The 19,214-nt window shown below is 50.7% G+C and carries 19 protein-coding genes and 1 pseudogene; 14 read left to right on the forward strand and 6 right to left on the reverse strand.

From position 1 onward, the window contains the following. Positions 1–29: 29 nt before the first annotated feature. From HUK38_RS05190 to HUK38_RS05225, 8 genes and pseudogenes are all read left to right on the forward strand, one after another. Positions 30–143 (forward strand): annotated as a pseudogene (locus HUK38_RS05190) (efflux RND transporter permease subunit); the annotation flags it as partial. 91 nt (positions 144–234) lie between these two features. Continuing rightward, on the forward strand, positions 235–453 hold the full coding sequence (locus HUK38_RS05195) for a hypothetical protein (RefSeq protein WP_182583169.1): 219 nt from the start codon (positions 235–237) through the stop codon (positions 451–453). Continuing rightward, positions 443–715, forward strand: a complete 273-nt coding sequence (locus HUK38_RS05200; protein ID WP_182583171.1) for a ParE family toxin-like protein — start codon at positions 443–445, stop codon at positions 713–715. The genes HUK38_RS05195 and HUK38_RS05200 overlap by 11 nt, the downstream gene beginning before the upstream one ends. Before the next feature lie 42 nt (positions 716–757). Next, positions 758–3,904 carry an efflux RND transporter permease subunit gene (locus tag HUK38_RS05205; protein WP_182583173.1) on the forward strand — a complete coding sequence of 1,049 codons (3,147 nt, stop codon included), beginning with the start codon at positions 758–760 and terminating at the stop codon, positions 3,902–3,904. Positions 3,905–3,910: 6 nt separating this feature from the next. Continuing rightward, on the forward strand, positions 3,911–4,225 hold the full coding sequence (locus HUK38_RS05210; RefSeq protein WP_182583175.1) for a hypothetical protein: 315 nt from the start codon (positions 3,911–3,913) through the stop codon (positions 4,223–4,225). Between the two features lie 75 nt (positions 4,226–4,300). Then, complete coding sequence (locus HUK38_RS05215) at positions 4,301–5,836, forward strand: TonB-dependent receptor (protein WP_182583177.1); 1,536 nt, start codon at positions 4,301–4,303, stop codon at positions 5,834–5,836. 20 nt (positions 5,837–5,856) lie between these two features. Then, positions 5,857–6,756 (forward strand): metal ABC transporter substrate-binding protein, encoded by a 900-nt coding sequence (locus HUK38_RS05220; RefSeq protein WP_182583179.1) that lies wholly within the window; start codon positions 5,857–5,859, stop codon positions 6,754–6,756. After that, the gene (locus HUK38_RS05225) at positions 6,753–7,346 is read left to right on the forward strand and encodes an ATP-binding cassette domain-containing protein (RefSeq protein WP_182583181.1); all 594 of its coding nucleotides are present in this window, start codon (positions 6,753–6,755) and stop codon (positions 7,344–7,346) included. The genes HUK38_RS05220 and HUK38_RS05225 overlap by 4 nt, the downstream gene beginning before the upstream one ends. A 101-nt stretch (positions 7,347–7,447) precedes the next feature. Here the strand turns inward: HUK38_RS05225 and HUK38_RS05230 are convergent, their stop codons facing one another. The 4 genes from HUK38_RS05230 to HUK38_RS05245 form a co-directional block, all read right to left on the reverse strand. Further along, a complete protein-coding gene (locus HUK38_RS05230) occupies positions 7,448–7,891 on the reverse strand; it encodes a hypothetical protein (protein ID WP_182583183.1) in 444 nt (147 codons plus the stop codon). 132 nt (positions 7,892–8,023) lie between these two features. After that, on the reverse strand, positions 8,024–8,236 hold the full coding sequence (locus HUK38_RS05235) for a hypothetical protein (protein WP_182583185.1): 213 nt from the start codon (positions 8,234–8,236) through the stop codon (positions 8,024–8,026). A 273-nt stretch (positions 8,237–8,509) separates the two neighbouring features. After that, positions 8,510–8,929, reverse strand: a complete 420-nt coding sequence (locus HUK38_RS05240; RefSeq protein ID WP_338065361.1) for a type II toxin-antitoxin system death-on-curing family toxin — start codon at positions 8,927–8,929, stop codon at positions 8,510–8,512. Beyond that, positions 8,904–9,128: an AbrB/MazE/SpoVT family DNA-binding domain-containing protein gene (locus HUK38_RS05245; RefSeq protein WP_182583187.1), complete on the reverse strand. Its 225-nt coding sequence runs from the start codon at positions 9,126–9,128 to the stop codon at positions 8,904–8,906. Before HUK38_RS05245 ends, HUK38_RS05240 begins: the two co-directional genes overlap by 26 nt. A gap of 153 nt (positions 9,129–9,281) precedes the next feature. Between HUK38_RS05245 and HUK38_RS05250 the strand changes: the two genes are divergently transcribed. From HUK38_RS05250 to asd, 6 genes are all read left to right on the forward strand, one after another. Beyond that, positions 9,282–9,440, forward strand: coding sequence for a hypothetical protein (locus tag HUK38_RS05250; protein WP_182583189.1), 159 nt, complete (start codon positions 9,282–9,284; stop codon positions 9,438–9,440). Between the two features lie 161 nt (positions 9,441–9,601). Next, positions 9,602–10,900 carry a methyl-accepting chemotaxis protein gene (locus HUK38_RS05255; protein ID WP_182583191.1) on the forward strand — a complete coding sequence of 433 codons (1,299 nt, stop codon included), beginning with the start codon at positions 9,602–9,604 and terminating at the stop codon, positions 10,898–10,900. Positions 10,901–11,071: 171 nt separating this feature from the next. Continuing rightward, positions 11,072–13,213: a hypothetical protein gene (locus HUK38_RS05260; RefSeq protein WP_182583193.1), complete on the forward strand. Its 2,142-nt coding sequence runs from the start codon at positions 11,072–11,074 to the stop codon at positions 13,211–13,213. Continuing rightward, on the forward strand, positions 13,210–13,929 hold the full coding sequence (locus tag HUK38_RS05265) for an OmpA/MotB family protein (RefSeq protein ID WP_182583194.1): 720 nt from the start codon (positions 13,210–13,212) through the stop codon (positions 13,927–13,929). The genes HUK38_RS05260 and HUK38_RS05265 overlap by 4 nt, the downstream gene beginning before the upstream one ends. Positions 13,930–13,937: 8 nt before the next feature. Then, positions 13,938–15,062 carry an HNH endonuclease gene (locus tag HUK38_RS05270; RefSeq protein WP_182583196.1) on the forward strand — a complete coding sequence of 375 codons (1,125 nt, stop codon included), beginning with the start codon at positions 13,938–13,940 and terminating at the stop codon, positions 15,060–15,062. A gap of 55 nt (positions 15,063–15,117) precedes the next feature. Further along, positions 15,118–16,017 carry an archaetidylserine decarboxylase gene (gene asd / locus HUK38_RS05275; protein ID WP_182583198.1) on the forward strand — a complete coding sequence of 300 codons (900 nt, stop codon included), beginning with the start codon at positions 15,118–15,120 and terminating at the stop codon, positions 16,015–16,017. Between the two features lie 91 nt (positions 16,018–16,108). On the opposite strand, the gene rlmB is transcribed toward asd, so the two are convergent. Both rlmB and rnr read right to left on the reverse strand, forming a co-directional pair. Next, on the reverse strand, positions 16,109–16,900 hold the full coding sequence (gene rlmB, locus HUK38_RS05280; RefSeq protein ID WP_202985513.1) for a 23S rRNA (guanosine(2251)-2'-O)-methyltransferase RlmB: 792 nt from the start codon (positions 16,898–16,900) through the stop codon (positions 16,109–16,111). A 3-nt stretch (positions 16,901–16,903) separates the two neighbouring features. Next, positions 16,904–19,150 carry a ribonuclease R gene (rnr, locus tag HUK38_RS05285; RefSeq protein ID WP_182583200.1) on the reverse strand — a complete coding sequence of 749 codons (2,247 nt, stop codon included), beginning with the start codon at positions 19,148–19,150 and terminating at the stop codon, positions 16,904–16,906. Positions 19,151–19,214: the final 64 nt, after the last annotated feature.

Here is a 19,214-nt window from a genome sequence, read left to right on the forward strand (position 1 = left end):
CTAACCATTCCCTCCACAGGAATCATCACATGGCACACTTTTTTATTGATCGCCCGATTTTTGCATGGGTCATTGCTATTGCCATTATGCTGGCGGACGTTTTATTTATTCTCAAATTACCCGTTGCGCAATACCCCGTTGTTTTTAATGCTTGAGACGAAAATTAAAGCAGTCAGAGTAAATTGTTTAATTTTCACTCCATTTTTATCAATCACCTTGTAGCAGGTTGACGATATGTTAAACCGATTTGAACAAATCATTCAAAAAGTCTCTGCTTTGCCAGATGACATGCAAGAGAAAATGATTGAGCAATGGTTGGAAGATATTGACAATGAACTGAATTGGCAAAAAACGTTACAACAGCCGCAGGAGCGGTTGTCTGCATTAGCAAAACAGGCTTTGAACGAATCAGCGCAAGGGAAAACAATTGTGATGGGTTTTGATGAAATCTGAACTCACGCAAGACTTTTTACAGCGGTTCCGTCATTTGCCTGAGCGAGTAAAACAAACCGCTAGAAAAAATTATCAGTTATGGAAAAAGAATCCATCCCATCCAAGCCTCGAATTCAAAAAGTTAAACACTGGCATTCCAGTTTATTCAGTGCGTACTGGCATTGGCTGGCGCGCAGTAGGCGTAATGAAAAACTCCGACACAATCGTCTGGTTTTGGATTGGTTCTCACAGTGAGTACGACAAACTATTAACTCATCTGTGAACAGATTAGCAGACTATAAACGCGACAAAACGGAATCATCACATGGCACGTTTTTTCATTGATCGCCCGATTTTTGCATGGGTCATTGCCATTGCCATTATGCTGGCGGGCGTATTGTCTATTCTCAAATTACCCGTTGCGCAATACCCCAGTATTGCCCCGCCGGCAATTGCGATTACCGCGACTTATCCCGGCGCCTCCGCGCAAACATTGCAGGATTCAGTGACGCAGATTATTGAACAGCAAATGAATAGCCTCGATGGGCTGCGCTATATGTCATCCACCAGTGAATCAAATGGTGTGGCAAATATCGTGTTGACGTTTGATAATGGCACTGATCCGAATATCGCGCAAATGCAAGTGCAAAATAAATTGCAATTGGCCAGCGTGTTATTACCGACCGAAGTGCAGCGGCAGGGGATTCAAGTTGCTAAATCAGTGCGCAACTTTTTATTAGTGGTGGCATTTGTTTCGCGTGATGGCCGCATGACCAATGCGGATTTAGGTGATTACGCGGCAACCTTCGTGCGCGATCCAATTAGTCGTATTCAAGGCGTGGGTGAAACGACGTTATTTGAAGCGCAATACGCCATGCGCATTTGGTTAAATCCGCATCGCCTGCACCAATACAATTTAACTCCAGCGGCGGTGATTGCGGCATTAGAAGCGGAGAATGCGCAGGTGTCCGCCGGGCAATTGGGCGCTATTCCTGCGGTTGCCGAACAGCAATTAAATGCGACGGTGAATGTGCAAAGCCGATTGAATACGCCGGAGGAATTCGGCGCGATTCGGTTATTAACCCAAGGCGATGGCGCGACGGTGTATTTACGCGACGTGGCGCGGATTGAATTGGGCAGTGAAAGTTACAGCAAAATTGCGCGGCATAATGGCGCACCGGCGGCGGGCATGGCCATTCGTTTGGCGACCGGCGCGAATGCGTTGCAGACCGCTGATGCAGTGAAAACCGAATTAGAACGGTTAGCAGAGTTTTTCCCGCCGGGCATGGAATTCGTTTTCCCGTATGACACCACGCCCTTCGTGCGTATTTCCATTCAAGAAGTGATTAAAACGCTGCTGGAAGCGGTGTTATTAGTATTCGGCGTGATGTATTTATTTTTACAGAACTTCCGCGCCACGTTAATTCCCACCATTGCCGTACCGGTGGTATTACTCGGCACGTTCGGCGTATTAGCGGCGTTTGGTTTTTCAATTAACACGCTCACGTTATTTGCAATGGTATTGGCAATTGGGTTATTAGTGGATGACGCGATTGTGGTCGTTGAAAACGTCGAGCGCGTGATGCGGGAAGACGGCTTACCACCGAAAGAAGCGTCGCGTAAATCAATGGATCAAATCACCAGCGCCATTATTGGGATTGCATTGGTATTAGCGGCGGTATTCGTGCCAATGGCGTTTTTTGGCGGCTCAACCGGCGTTATTTATCGCCAGTTTTCTATTACCATTGTATCGGCCATGGCGTTGTCGGTCATTGTCGCTTTAACATTAACGCCCGCGTTGACTGCCACATTATTAAAACCCATTCACGCCGGTGAACACGCCGCCCGCCGCGGCCCGCTCGGCTGGTTTAATCGCGGCTTTAATTATTCCGTCGGTGGGTATGTCGGCAGCGTCAAATTGGTATTAACGTGGCGCAAATTCTTTATTCTAGTGTACGCCGCGTTAATTACCGTTCTCAGCCTATTATATTTACGCCTGCCGACGTCGTTTTTACCCGATGAAGATCAGGGCATTTTAATTCTGCAAGTCATGTTGCCATCCGGCGCCACCCGTGAACGGACATTAACTGTATTAAAACAAGTAGAAAAGCATTTCTTAAAAGATGAATCAGCGGCGGTGCAAGAAATGATTACCGTGGCCGGGTTTAGTTTCGCCGGTCAAGGGCAAAATATGGCATTAGGTTTTGTGCGCTTAAAAGATTGGTCATTACGCCAGCGCCCTGATTTGCGCGTGGGTGCGGTGGCCGGCCGCGCAATGATGGCCTTTAGCCGAATTAAAGATGCAATGGTGTTTGCGATTCCACCGCCGGCGGTGATTGAATTAGGCACTGCAACTGGTTGGGATGTGCAATTACAAGATCGCGCTGGATTGGGGCATGAAGCGTTAATGGCGGCACGAATGCAGTTTTTAGGATTAGCATCACAACATCCGCAATTGATGGCGGTGCGGCCGAATGGACGCGAAGATGAAGCGCAATTCCAAATTGACGTGGATCGTACTCGCGCCGGTGCATTGGGTTTATCATTAGCAGAAATCAATCGCACATTATCAGTTGCATTAGGTGGTGCGTATATTGATGATTTTATTCACGAGGGGCGGGTTAAACGAGTGTACATGCAGGCGGATGCGCCATATCGAATGGCACCGGAGCAATTAGATGCGTGGTATGTGCGTAATGTGCAGAATGAAATGGTGCCGTTTTCGGCATTTGCCACTTCGCATTGGATTCTCGGTTCACCGCGATTAGAACGCTACAATGGCATTCCATCCGCTGAAATGCTCGGGCAGGCAGCGCCGGGTATTAGTTCGGGGGCGGCAATGCAAGCGGTAGAAGAGATTGCGCGGCAATTACCGCCGGGAATTGGTATTGAATGGACGGGATTATCGTATGAAGAACGCACGGCGGGTGCGCAAGCGCCAGCGTTATACGCGCTATCGGCATTGGTGGTGTTTTTAGCATTAGCCGCGCTATACGAAAGTTGGTCAGTGCCATTCGCGGTGATGTTAGTCGTGCCGCTCGGTGTATTAGGTGCGGTGTTAGCCGCATTGGGGCGCGGATTGCCGAGTGACATTTATTTCCAAGTCGGGTTATTAGCGACGATTGGATTGTCCGCTAAAAATGCAATTTTAATTGTCGAATTCGCCAAAACATTACAAGAGCAGGGGCAGACGGCAATGGCGGCCGCAATTGAATCAGCGCGGATGCGGATTCGCCCAATTGTAATGACTTCATTGGCATTTGGCTTTGGCGTTTTGCCATTGGTATTAGGCAGCGGTGCCGGCTCCGGTGGCCGCCACGCCATTGGCACGGGTGTTCTCGGTGGCGTTGCGGCGGGGACGTTATTAGGCACGTTATTTGTGCCATTATTTTTCGTGTTAATTCGTGGGCGGCAGCATTTCAACACAGCGCCGCTCATTCCCGAACCCGCGCTTTCATTAAATAAAACGTAATTGTTAATGTCACCCCAGCAATTAAAAACGGATCGCCCGCCATCGCCCGCCATCGTGGCGTTGGTGTGCGCGCTCCTATTGCTGGGACAAACGCTGTTTGCGCTGCACCAGATCGAGCATTTATCGCATCCGCACGACGGCGTGTGCGAACTGTGCGTGATTGGCAACGGCATCGGTTCACCTCTGCCCGTTTTGACGCCGCAACTGGTGACTGTCACGGCGAGCGTCACGCCGCCCGCGTACTGGCTGGACACCGCGTGCCGTGACCAGCGCGGCTATCACCGTTACTTCCCCCGCGCCCCGCCGCATCACTGCTCCTAATCGCCTGATTTCATGCCGACGCCGCGCCAACCGTGCGGCGTTATTTGATCCCGTTTGCGATGAGGCGCTTTTACCATGCACCACCCTTCCCTTGTTGCCAGTTTGGCGGCAGCAACCCTACTTGTCCCGATTACCGCCCCGGCGGCCAGCGATGCTGACATCGCCGAATTGAAAACCATGCTGCGTAGTATGAAAACGGACTACGAACAGCGCATTCGAGAGTTGGAGCGCCGCTTGGCACGCGCTGAACGGACGGCGGCTGCGACGGCCGCCGCCACTGCGCCAGCACATGCGCACTCTGAACCGATGTCCGCGCCCAGTGTGACGCCACCGTCACCAGCCGCATCAGCACCGCCGCGTCATGCCAGTTTTGCGGCGCTGACCTCCGGCACGGCGTTTAACCCGCAGATCGCCGTTATTTTGGACGGCAATTACTACCACGACGGCCGCGATGGTGACGGCGCCGCGCTGGTCGGGCAGGCACTGCAACCGTCCGGTGGTCACGCGCATGACCACGATCACACCGACGACGCGGCGGCAGGTCACACGCACAGTCACGGCAGCGCTGACAACGGCTTCAACTTCCGCGAGGCCGAGTTGACCTTTTCCGCCACCGTTGACCCGTACTTTGACGCCGCCGCGTATCTGGCCGTGACGGATGCCGGTGATGTGCATCTGGAGGAGGCGTGGTTGCAAACGCGCAATTTACCCGCCGGGTTGCGCGTCAAAGCGGGCAAATTCTTCAGCGACTTCGGCTACGTCAACAAACAACATCCGCACCAATGGGAGTTTGTTGACCAAAACTTGCCGTATCTCAACCTGCTGGGCGATCACGGTTTGCAGGACAAGGGGATTCAGATCACTTGGCTGCCGACGTTGCCGGTGTACACCCTGCTGGGCGTCGAACTGTTACAGGGTAATCAGGAGGTGTTTGGCGCAACGCTGGATGCGGCCGAGCAGGCGGAACTCCACCTCGATGACACGCAAGACGGCCCGCGCTTGTGGACGGTGTTTGCCAAAGTGGCACCGGAGTTGGGTACCCAACACGCGCTCCAGTTTGGCGTGTCTTACGCGCACACCGATCAGCATCAAGAAGTCCACGCGCACACCCACGCGGGCGAGGATGTGGTGCATGAAAACGCACTGGCCGGCGATGCTGACCTGTGGGGATTGGACGCGGTGTACAAATACGACGGCACCGGCGCTGGTGGGCAGGGCGATGTCAAGGTGCAGGCGGAATATCTGCGCTCGATCAAGGATTTAAGCATCGCCTCCAGTCCACATCCAGACGTCGTCGGCTCGGCGCGGCAGTTCACCACCGACGGTTTTTACGCCCAAGCGGTGTACGGCTTTGCACCCAATTGGACGGCCGGGTTGCGCTATGACGTGCTGGGGCCAACCAATGAAGTCAGCGGCGGCACAACGGATGACTTTGGCGCTTCTGATCGCTGGACGGTCAACGTCACTTGGAAATTGTCGGAGTTTTCGCAACTGCGCGCCCAGTACGCTTACAACGACATTTTGGTCGCGGACGACGAGCGCGAGCGGTTTGATGCCGTGTACCTGCAATTCGTGATGAGCATGGGCAGCCACGGCGCCCATGCGTTTTGATGCGCATCGAGGAATGTAACATGTTGAAAAAAATCAGTGTTTTACTCATCAGTCTTGGCGCGTTGCTCGGCGGCACTGCTGGCGCGGCACCGCTCAACATCGTCGCCACCAGCCCCAGCATGGCGGCACTCGTGCGCACCGTGGCCGGCGAGCGGGCGGCGTTGACCGTTCTCGCCGCGCCCAATCAGGATTTGCACCAACTGCAAGTCAAACCCAGCATGATCCGTGCGCTGCGCTCGGCGGATTTGGTCGTGGCCATCGGCGCGGAGTTGGAAGTCGGCTGGCTACCACCGGCCAGCGCCAGCGCGGCTAATCCAGCGATTTTGCCGGGACGAGTGGGCTATTTTGAAGCGGCCGCGCAGGTGGAGTTACTTGATAGCGGCGGGGCGGCAGATCGGGCGCTGGGTGACGTGCATCCAGTCGGCAATCCGCATGTTGATCTCGATCCCGTGCGAATGGCGACCATTGCCCACGCTTTAGCCGCTCGTTTGGCGCAACTCGATCCGTCAGCCGCTGCGCAGTACCGCCGCGCCGCGGATGATTTTGCCGCCGCGGTGGCGCAGCGCGTGACGACGTGGCGCAGTCAACTGGCCGCCGCGCCGGGCGTGGTGTTGTATCACCGCGACGCGATTTATCTGCTCGAACGGTTTGGCGTGCCGTTACTCGGTACGATTGAAGCCATCCCCGGCGTGCCGCCCAGCGCTGGTCATTTGCGCGAATTGGTCACGCAGTTACGCGGTCACAGCGGCGGCGTGGTGATTTATGCGCCCTATCAAGCGCCGCAAGCGCCGACCAAGTTGGCGCAGGACGTGGGCTGGCGCGTGGCGTGTTTGCCACTTGAACCGCCGCAAGATGCCGACGGGGCGGGTTATTTGGCGCATTTGGAGCGCTGGGTGGCGGCGATTGCCGGGCAACCGTGAGCGATCCTGACCTGCTGTTGCGCGTCGAAAACCTGCGGGCCGGCTACCGTCAACCGGTGGTCGGCCCGGTGTCGTTGACGCTGCGACGCGGTGAGCGGCTGGGTATGTCCGGTGCCAACGGCAGCGGCAAATCCACGCTGCTCAAGGCGATTGCACGAGCGGCGCAGGTGTTTAGTGGTCACATCGAGCGAGCGCCCGCGGTGCAAGTGGCGTATTTGGAACAGCAGCCGGTGCGGCTCGCGGCTATGCCGATCACTGGGCAGGAATTGTTGCGCGTGGCCGGGGCGACGCGGTTTCCACCACCGGCTGGGTTGGCGGGATTACTCAAGCGGCGTCTTGATCGTCTCAGCGGTGGGCAGTATCAATTGCTGTGGATTTGGTGTGCTTTGGCCAGCGCGGCGGATGTGGTGCTGTTGGATGAGCCGACAAATAATCTTGATCCGACACATTGCGCGATGTTGAGTGCGCTATTGCAATGTCTTTGTGATGAACAGGCGTTGCTAATTGTCAGTCACGACCGCGAGTTTTTAATGAAAAGCTGTACGCGACAGTTGGAGTTGGATTGGGTTCAATCGCGCCGAGTTGGTTGATTTAATCAATTCGGTTTTTTGGTGGGGGATTGCATTAACGCAATTCAAATTCGGGGGCGTTGCACTAAAAATGTAACGCCCCTTTATTCGTCTATTTCTTCCTAGAAGAAGACACTGTGTGGATATTCTATTTGTCCAATCACTTCAATCGGGCTCGCATGGGGTTGCGATTCATCATCCGATGGCCGCGCACCGCCGCCCGATAAATCCGATACCACGCCATCCGATGGCGGCACACCGCCGCCCGATAAATCCGATACCACGCCATCCGATGGCCGCGCACCGCCGCTCGATAAATCCGATGCGCCCGATAAGCCCAATGATAAATCCGATGGCGGCGCACCGCCGCCCGATAAATCCGATACCACGCCATCCGATGGCGGCACACCGCCGCTCGACAAATCCGATACCACGCCATCCGATGGCGGCGCACCGCCGCTCGATAAATCCGATGCGCCCGATAAGCCCAATGATAAATCCGATGCGAATGATAAATCCGATGCGACTGATACATCTGTCGGCGATATAAGGGTCGCTGATGGCATAAAATCAATCCTCGTTATAAACAATTTGAAATACGAACGAATAACATCCGTTCCCTCAACACTCTGCGCGAGCCGCGCAGGTTGAATTGACAGACATCAACTCAACCGCCGCTGCTGTATAAACATTTAATGCTATCTTAGCAGCGCTGAAACATCACCAAAGTTAACATCCGCTATTCCGGTCAATGCAATTTTTCCATCTTGCAAAACATTGGCTCTAGTGAGATTAGCAGTTTCGGTAGCAAAATCCGTCTCTACATGGGGACGGGGACTCACCTGATTATCCAAACTATCCAACAGCCCTTGATGGTGTGAGGGGGGGTTAAACCCAAACAATGAAGCCATGCTTTTTAATCCTTATTATAATAACTTTGATTTATAAAAACGCATCAGATGACGCATACGTTTTTACTACCAACTGACATCGCGCCGCGGCTATTTTTTCACCGCGTTATATTTATCAGCTAAGGTTTAGCTTAGTCGATCATAGATAAAAAAATAACTGCCCTTTGGGGCAAAAAGTAAAATAAATTTGTTTGACACCTGATTTTCAGAAGCAACCAGTCGCGCAGGCAACCCAACAACCCCCGATTCTTAATTGAAACGAGGGTTTTTGCATTAAACAATAGGCTTGGATAAATCACCAAGCCATTTGGCTAGGTCTGATTCACTCAAATGACTGGCGGCTAATTGCTCAATAACACTGACCGCCTCGATGTCGGGTGCATCAAGACTAAATCCATTGATCTCCAGAAATATTGCTGCTATAGCGAGCGCCACCCGCTTATTGCCGTCAACGAAAGGATGATTTTTTACCAAACCAAAGCCATACGCCGCCGCAAGATCAAAAACCGTTGATTGTGGTTCGTAGTAATAAAGCTGGCGAGGTCTCATTAAAGCAGACTCAAGTAATCCCACGTCCCGAATACCCTGACTTCCACCGTGCATTGCAATCAGCATTCTGTGAACTGAAATGACAACCTCGTCCAATACCCATTGAGGCGCTATCATTTCATTTAGCCAACGCTTGAAAAGCATCGTGGTATTTTTTTAATACCTTCTCGGCAGCGTCCATCTGAGATTCAAACGCTTGCTGCTGAAGCGTCAGCACAAATCCTTCCGCATTTTCAACCAGATACAAGGCATCATCTTTACCAACATTTAATTTACTCAGCACTTCTTGCGGCAGTACTATTCCCATAGCGTTACCAACAGCAGTCACCTTTACTTTGAGCATGGTCGCACCTTAAACCGTTGTTGTTTATATTAGGAATTACGCCGTTCAAACTCTGGTTAATTGATTTTACAGGTAAGATGAGTTTCCACATTAGAGCGCGGGAACGGTCAATCAATAATTGACAGCCCAATTGCGTCACTCTTGAAATAAACAATGTTTAACACATTCCTCGCCCCATTCACCGATCCGCTATTCCATTTACCACTGGTCACGGGATTACTGCTGGCCGGCGTATTGCCCGTGATCGGCACGGCGCTCATGTTGCGCGACGAATGGTTTAGCGGCATCTGGCCGCCGCCGGCGCGCAATTAGTTGCACTCGGCGACGCGGCATTCACCACCGCTCGACAGCTGTAGTTGGATTGGCTTAAATGCGCTCCAAAGCGGTTGATTTCGATCAATCCCCGCTTTTGGATGTTGGGTTGATTGCATTAACTCAACTACTCAACTAGTGATGTTTTGAGGGTCAACTAAATGATTATCGATCACCATTCAGTACCTATGGCATTGGATGAGTTTCGGCAGGAAATAATGCGGCTGAGTCACTTGCTGATCATTGCTTCTCTGTGCATAACGCTGCTCGGTGCATTGCTCTGGCCGTTCATCGGCAGCTGGGCATGGTCACTGGGAATTTTAATTGGGTTTGCGGCTGCATGGCGGCTCCGTTTGCGCATCCCATGGCACCTGGCAAACCTCGACAGGTTTCACCGCGAGCGTGAACGTTTCTTCATGGGTATCCTGGATGCCTGCGAGCAACCCTGTTCAGTCACTTCGTTCGGCAGGGCGGGAGACAAGGAGTGGCGATGGCTCTATGTGAACGGGCCGGTTCAAACCGCGTTCGGCAAATCTCTGAACGAATTTCTCGATCAGCCGTGTCATCAGTGGGGTGCCAATATCTGCAAGACCGCAAGTTGTGGCAGAGAGTGTCTAAACCGAGGGCAGACGGACACGAAGTTCGCTCAAGACTTCGGCGGTGGGCTGAATCATTTTCGGGTGTACAGCAAGACTATCGCGGATTTGTCTGGACAGCCGGCCTATGTCGTGGAATGGGTTGATCCAAAAGAGGAGATGCGCTTCCAGATGATGTGCGCTGGTGATCGTGTCAACGAGCTATCGGCAAACACCGCCCAATCAATTCACGGCGTTTCAGAGAACATCAAGAGCGCCGCCACTGCCGCCGAGGAACTATCGTACTCGATCTTGGAGATCGGTCGTTCGGCCGCGACTGCGGTCGCCACGGTGGGCGATGTCGAGAAGATCACGCAACAGGTCGGCGGTGAAGCACAGGATGCAGCGGCCGCCATACGCGCCTTGGCCGCAATTGGCGAGCAAATCTCAACGATGAGTACGGTCATTCGTGAGATTGCCAATCAAACCAATCTGCTGGCTTTGAATGCGTCAATCGAGTCGGCACGCGCTGGAGAGCATGGGCGCGGCTTTGCCGTCGTGGCCAATGAGGTCAAGCAGTTAGCGCAAAAGACCCAAGAAGCTACGCAGCAGATCGCCGACAAGATCGAAGAGACGCGCCTGCAAATCGGTGCCAACGTTGCTCGGATCGTTCTGCTGTCGGAGCGAGTAGTTGATGCGAGTCGCCGCGTCGGTGAAGTCAGGTTCTCGATGCAGTCCGTCGCGGCCAGTGTTACTGAGCAGAGCGCCGCGGTGGAGGAGATTGCGCGTAATGCGGCCGAGGCAGCACAAGCGACGGATAAAGCGGCTGACTTCATGGAAAGGGCGCTCAAGGCAGCCGAGGAATTACATGTCAAGGTGAAATAATCAGGAGTTACGCAGCCGCGTAGGTTGGGTTGCCGCTTGTGGCAACCCGACAACTCTCCTAAAAATATTTGGTAGTGCGGTGCTTAATAGGATTATTTGCGTATAACCAGCTAATAAAAAAGATAAAATTGCCTAAAATCCTATCACGCAATATTTAGAGTGGTATAAACCGTGTTTGCTGCTTTTATTCAGTCGTCGTTAGCGCAAGTAGAAGCGACATTTTTGACCGAAGTATTTTTCTGGGCAATTGTTATGGTACTCATTTTGAGCATCATTTTTGCCGTTTTAAGTCGCGGTTGGTCATTTGTAAATCATGCACCAACGCTATTGACCTCGCTGGGTATTCTTGGCACCTTCGTGGGTATCACCGCTGGATTGATGAATTTTGATCCAGCAAACATTGATGCCAGTATTCCATTATTGCTTGACGGAATGAAAACGGCGTTTTTGACCAGTCTTGCGGGAATGACGGCGGGGATTGCTTTTAAGGCATTTCTTGCGACACCAATAGCGGCGCCACGTCAATTACAAGCGACGGCGGAAACCAGCGCGGCAGATATTTTGCAAGCGTTGTTACAGCAACAGCAAGAAATAAAAACACTGCGGCGTGCAATTGCCGGTGATGAAGACAGTAGTTTAGTTGGACAAATAAAAATGCTGCGGCTTGATCAGCAGGAACAACAAAATAAAGTAGTCGCTGCAATCGGTGAACTACGCAAGACACTCGCCGGTACCGAAGAGACCAGTTTAATTGGGCAGGTGCGTTTGTTGCGGGCGGATGAGCAGGATCGCTATCGTCAGCAACAATTGGATGCCCAAGTATTTTCTAATAAGCTCTGGCAATCGTTAGAAGCATTTGCTGAGATGCTGTCGAAATCAGCGACTGAGCAGATGATGAATGCACTTAAAGAAGTCATTGCAGACTTTAATAAAAACTTAACTGAACAATTTGGTGACAATTTCAAAGCATTAGATGCTTCAGTACAAAAGCTAGTTGATTGGCAAGCGCATTATAAAGAGCAGCTCGCAGAGATGATTCGTCAGTATGCAGCAGGGGTGAGTGCAATTGCGGCAACTGAAGCCTCAGTAAAGGTTATTGCCGATTCGTCGTCGCATATTCCTGATGCGATGAAACAATTAAAATCTTTATTGTTAATTAATCTGCACCAATTACAGCAGCTTGGTAATCACTTAAAAGCATTCAGTGAGATGCGTGACAAGGCGGTTGCGGCTGTTCCTGAAATTCGTGAGCAGATTGATTTGACAGTTCGTACCATTACAGCATGTGTACAAACTGCCAATGAACATTACACTACGCTCTTGGATAAGTCAGATGCTTATATTAAAGCCCATGATGATAAAACAACCGCGCTGTTAACAGCCTTTACGGAAACAACTCATCAGGGTATTGACTTGGTCAGGACTGAATTAGAAGCCGGGGCAGATGAGGTGCGTCAAGGGTTAGCATTGGGTGCTAATCAGGTGCAAACGGCTATTACCGAAAGTGCTGATGGCTTAAATAATACTGTGCAACAGACATTAACAAAAACGGCGGATCAGGTTACAACTGCATTGCAAACTGCCAATGAACATTACACTACGCTCTTGGATAAGTCGGATGCTTATATTAAAGCCCATGATGATAAAACGCGCAAATTACTAGAACAATTTGGGAGTACAGTCATTGAAAGCATCGCGCAAGTGAAAGAGAATCTGGAAACAGGTGCTAAGGCGACGCATGTTGCATTGACAGGCGGCGCTGAAGCATTAGTGCATCAGGTGCAGCAAATGGATCACACGTTCTCAAGTGCTAATCAATTGCTTGCAGATCATCAAGCACAAATTCGCACTCAACTTGAGGGACAGCTTAAAACGATTCAACAACATATTGAAATGATGACGGTGACATTCACAAGTGAAGTGCAAGGTATTTCCGAAACACTGAAATCAACGGGGGTACAAATGCAGCGTGATACCCAGACGGTTCAACAACAGGTTGCAGACAGTATTCAGGCTATGCAAAAACGATTAGAAAGCGCACTTGATGCCGTCTTCCAACAACAGGCAACAGCGATTGCGCGGGCGGTAGAAGGATTAAATGAACAAATGAGCAAAGCGGTGGAACGTACTGGTGAGGGTGTTAATAAACAACTGAGTGCAATTGATCAGGCTATGATGCAGGAAATTAATCGTGTAATGAAAGAAATGGCAAATGCGTTAGCCAAAATTACCGGTAAATTTACTGAAGACTATTCAGAGTTAGTAGCAAAGATGGCAGCAGTTATTAACCTTAGTAATGAAATACGCCGATGAGTTCACCCCGTGATCCAATATTTGGTGCTGTGGTATCTACCAGTCAAGGAGACGAAGAGCATTGGCTGTCAATTTCGGATTTAATGTCTGGTTTGATGATTATTTTTTTATTCGTGTCTATTGCACTCATGCGCGATGCCATGATTGAACGTGACAAGATTAAAGAGGTGGCAGTGGCTTATCAAGAAAGCCAAGTCGAACTGTATGAAGCACTGATGCGTGAGTTCCGTAATGACTTAAAAACCTGGGATGCGGTAATTGATCGTGAAACACTTGCGTTTGAATTCAAATCTCCTGATGTTTTATTTGATGTGGGGAAGATTTCATTAAAACCAGCGTTTTGCACAATTTTGGACAGTTTTTTTCCACGCTATCTAAAGGTTTTATTCTCGTTTCGAGAAGCTATAGATGAAGTGCGGATTGAAGGGCATACCAGTAGTCAATGGAATATAGAGACGCCACTTGACGAAGCGTATTTTAATAATATGGAGTTATCTCAGGGTCGCACACGCTCGGTATTGAATTATGTCTATTATTTACCTGCTGTCACGGATGAGCGCCCTTGGATTAAAGCGAATATTGCCGCAGTTGGGTTTTCTTCTTCTCGAATTATTATGGATACGCTTGGGCAAGAGGATCAGGAACGATCAAGACGGGTATCATTTCGTGTGATGACCAATGCTGAAACTCAAATCCGTAAAATTTTAGAAAACTGAGAATCATCATGTCACCACCGCTATACGTTGATTTTTCCGCTTTGCACGAAGCTGTACGCAAGATGGGTGCAAATACATTTTCGCCTGAATTGGAAATTGAACAAGGCACTGATGTATTAACGCGCATTGATATCGAATTATCAACTGGTGGGATTAGCGTTGAGTTAAAAGACGTTGATTTTGACACAGGTTTATTAGCGTATAAAGGTCGCCAAGTATTGCTGTACATTCAGGATCATGGACCGCGTGTACAGCAGGTGCTTAATAGTGAACATGAAGGCAATAAATACCATGTGGCCTTTTGCTCAACATTGAAAAAGATGCAAGATATTGGACGATATGAGCGTTATGTGGCGACAAATGACACGAGCGGGCAGTTTTTTATTTCAGGTCTGAGTAGCGTAGGTGCGTCTGTTGACGGAATTGTAAAACTTTCAATTTGTAAAAATTGTTTAAGGCGCTTGATGTATAAAGGTTATCCGAATAAAAGAGAGCAAATTTTCAAGGAGTTTTCTTTGCAAGCATTTTTTGAAACGTACAGTTCATTTTTCCCACACATGCCAAAAAGAATTGCTGGTGATCCGCACGGAGAAACATACACATCAGATTGGACAATTGTCGCTGGCAATTATAAGAGCAGTCAAAATTATCACTGTGAAAGCTGTGGTATTGTTTTAGATGCTCATAAAAAACTATTACATGTACATCACCGCAATGGCGTAAAAAGCGATAATGCTATTAACAACTTGCAGGCGTTATGTGTAGATTGTCATCGTAAACAACCATTGCATAATCATATGTTTGTTAAACACACTGATATGCAATTACTTAATCAATTGCGGCGTGAGCAAGGTATTGTAAACAGTATATTGAGCTATGAACAGACATTCCGTTTTGCCGATCCTGGCGTTCATGGCGTATTGTATGGGTGTCAAGAAGCTAATGTTTCAATACCGGAAATCGGCTACATTTTGAAGGATGCAAACGGCGTAACTAAAGCATATCTGGAATTAGCTTGGCCGCGTACAAAAAGAGCGGTGGCTATTGCCGAAGCAGACATTATGGCTGCGCGTGAATTAGGCTGGACGGTGCGACCAATGATTGAAGCACTGGAGGCAGTCAATAATAAATAGCAATTCCTGTGTCAATTAGCCAACTGAATAAACTTCTACAATTTTAAGACTAACAATGAACAACACCACATCCCCTCCGAGTCCCAATTGGCGTGAACGCCTATTTATTGCTTTACAATACCTGTTGCCGCAACATTTATTATCGGCACTTATGTGGCGCTTCACTCGCGCTCGACTCGGGTTTATTTTGCCGAGTTTCATTCGGTTATTTGTCAAACACTTTGCAGTTAATCTTGACGAAGCGGCCGAACCATCACCAGCGGCGTATTCAACATTTAATGCGTTTTTCACGCGGGCATTGCGTTTTGATGCGCGACCTATTGCCGCTGATCCGCAAACGATTATTAGCCCGGTGGATGCGGTGATTAGCCAAATTGGTACGATTGAGAATGGGCAGTTAATTCAAGCAAAAGGGCGGCAATTCACACTGACTGAATTACTAGGCGGCGCGCCCGATTTAGCGCAGTTATTTGATGGCGGGTTATTTGCCACGCTCTATCTATCACCGCGTGATTATCATCGTATTCACACGCCCGCGGCTGGGCAATTGCGTTCGATGCTTTACATTCCCGGGCGGTTATTCAGTGTGAATCCCGCAACGGTGCGCGGCGTTCCCAATTTATTTGCGCGGAATGAGCGGGTTATTTGCGTGTTTAATAATGAACATAGCCCCTTTGTATTGGTATTAGTCGGGGCGATTTTCGTGGGCAGTATTGAAACCACTTGGGCGGGTGAAATTACGCCGCCACGCGGCACTGTCATTCGGCGTGATGATTATCCGAATGATGATGCACCGACCTTTGCGCGGGGGGCTGAATGTGCGCGGTTTAATATGGGATCAACGGTGCTTGTATTATTACCGCCGGGGCGGGCGCAGTGGTTAGCAGATAAACAGCCGAATGATCGGATTCAATGCGGCGCGGCGCTGGGGCAATGGCAATCAGGGACTGGTTAATTAAAGTTATCAGGCGTTACGCAGTTAATCGTTCCCATGCTGGAGCGAGGGAACGATCAACCTACTGATTTTGCTAGTTAAAACAACTTTATTAAAACAATCCGCGCTGCCGCACTGTTTCATATAAACAAATGCCGGCCGTGACCGCGACATTGAGGCTTTCAATTTGACCGCGCATCGGCAGGTTAAATAATAAATCACAATGGCTGCGCGTCAACCGCCGCAAGCCGCGTTCTTCATTGCCCAATACCAATGCTAATGGCAGCCGCAAATCGGCGTTAAATAATGAAACTGGCGCCTCCGCTGCCAGTCCGGCAATCCAAATCCCGCGAGTTTTTAATTGTTCAATTGTCCGCGCTAAATTAGTCACCTGTATTAACGGCACGGTGCTGGCCGCACCGCTGGCGACTTTAACCACCGCTGGCGTTAATCCCACCGCATTATCTTTTGGCGTAATAATCAATTGCGCACCCGCGCCGTCAGCGACGCGCAAACATGCACCCAAATTATGCGGATCAGTGACGCCATCCAGTATTAACAACAATGCCGTTTGATTGGTGCGTTCGATTTGATCTAATTGCGCAGTTAATTCGTGTTCATGCCGCGCACTCGCCCCGCTTGACCACGCAATCACGCCCTGATGATTCGCCCGTTGCGTGAGTTGATCTAATACCGCCCGCTCGACGGCTTTAATTAACACGCCTGCTTGGGTCGCTAATTGAATTAACTCGTTTAACCGCCGATCATGGCGTTGTTGATCGAACCATAATTCACGCACATTGCCATGTTCAAAGCGAACGGCCGTGCGCACGGCATTAATCCCAATCACCAGCATCGCATCAGTTAAATGCGCGGAATCATTCGGTTTTTTAGGCACTGTCATGCGCTATTCATCCCGAGGTTTACGCCGCCGTTTGCGCGGTTTAGTCGCCGGGCGAATGGGTGCAATCGGAATAAAATCTATTTTACGTTCATCCAAATTCACCGCCGCCACGCGCACTCTTAACCGATCACCGAGGCGATAAATTTGCCCGGTGCGTTCACCAGTTAATCGGTGTCCAATTGGATCAAAATGATAGAAATCATTTTCCAATGCGGTAATATGAACTAAGCCATCAACGTACACCGCATCTAATTCAACAAATAATCCAAAGCCCTGGACGCTGACAATGGTGCCGTCGAATTCTTCACCCAATTTATCGCGCATGTAATCGCATTTAAGCCAATCGGCCGCATCCCGCGTGGCTTCATCAGCGCGGCGTTCTGTTCCCGAGCAATGTTCACTAATCAATTGCAAATCGGCTTTGGCGTATTCCAAATCCGCCGCGGTGCCGCCCGCTAATAAATGTTTAATAATGCGATGGACAATTAAATCGGGATAGCGGCGAATCGGTGAGGTGAAATGCGTATAGGCTTCATACGCCAAACCGAAATGCCCAACATTATCGGAGCTATACATCGCCTGCTGCATTGACCGCAATAGCACGGTCTGAATTAAATGATAATCCGTGCGGGCGCGGACGGCAGTTAATAATGCGCCGTAATCTTTCGCCGTTGGTTTATCACCGCCAGGTAGATTCAAACCCAATTCCGCTAAAAACTCGCGTAAATCAGAGAGTTTTTCACGTTTGGGTGATTCGTGAATACGAAATAAGGCCGGCATTTTTTTCCGCGCAAATAACCGAGCGGCGGCGACATTGGCGGCCAACATGCACTCTTCAATTAACCGATGTGCTTCATTCCGCACCAGCGGTTCAATGGCTTGAATACGTCCTTCGGGGGTAAACTTAAAGCGGGTTTCAATCGTATCAAAATCAATTGCGCCGCGTTCAAAACGGGCTTGCAATAGGATTTGAAACAGCGCATATAATTCGTGTAATGCGGGTAATAAGTCGGCATGTTCAGCGCATAACGCGGCGTCGTTTTCAATTAACATGGCGGCGACGGCGTCATAGGTTAATCGAGCGTGTGAACGCATGACGGCGGCAAAAAAGCGCGAGCGCGTGACCTTGCCCTCGCGGTTGATATACAGTTCGCAGGTCATGCACAGGCGATCAAGGTGCGGATTTAATGAGCATAATCCGTTAGATAGCACCTCGGGCAGCATCGGGATCACGCGGTCGGGGAAATAAACTGACGTGCCGCGATTGTGCGCTTCGCCATCGAGGGCGCTGCCGGGCGTGACGTAGGCGGACACGTCGGCGATGCACACCAGCAAGCGCCAGCCTTTGGGTTTGCGCTCGCAATAAACGGCGTCGTCAAAATCGCGGGCGTCGGCGCCGTCAATGGTCACGAGCGGCAGGTGGCGCAGGTCAATTCGCCCCGATCCCTGCCAACTGGCTTCGCTGACTTCGGGTTGCAGGTCGCCAATGTCGGTCAACACGGCGTCCGGCCAGTGAATTGGCAACTCGTGGGCGCGGATGGCGATGTCGGTTTCCATGCCCGACGCCATCTGATCGCCCAGCACTTCAACGATGCGCCCAATCGGCTGGGTGCGCAGCGTCGGTTGATCGGTCAATTCCGCCACGACAATTTGCCCCTGCGTCGCCCCGTGCAGGCGGTCGCTGGGAATAATCACGTCGTGAGTCAAGCGCTTATGATCGGGGACGACGAAGCCGACGCCGCTTTCCAAATAAAACCGCCCGACGATGCGATGGGTGTTGCGCTCCAGTACCTCGACCAGTGCGCCCTCCAAACGTCCGCGACGGTCGCGGCCGGTGACTCGTGCCACGATGCGGTCGCCATGAAATAACGCCCGCATGTCTTTGGGATACAGGTACAGATCGTCGCCGCCCTCGTCGGGTTTGAGAAAGCCAAAACCGTCGGGATGCCCGATGACGCGGCCGGCGACCAGATCGGTTTTGTTGACCAAACAGTAGGCTGCCCGCCGATTGCGCACCAATTGCCCGTCGCGCACCATCGCCGTCAAGCGCCGCTCCAGCGCCACCTGTTCCTCGTCGCCGTGCAGATCAAGCAACTTGACAATGTCGCCACTCTCCAGCGGCACCCCCTGCGCCTGCAAGGTGTCGAGAATGAACTCACGGCTGGGAATTGGATGCGGGTATTTATTGGCTTCGCGTTGGCGATGCGGGTCTAAGTCCTTAGCGGACTGGGCTTTTTTACGTCTAGCCACGATAATTTTGCTGCGACCTGAGGCGGGTGAAACGCCGTAGTCTAACTTGACAAGCCGCGCTTGT

Source organism: Thiospirillum jenense (genome assembly GCF_014145225.1).
Lineage (GTDB): Bacteria > Pseudomonadota > Gammaproteobacteria > Chromatiales > Chromatiaceae > Thiospirillum > Thiospirillum jenense.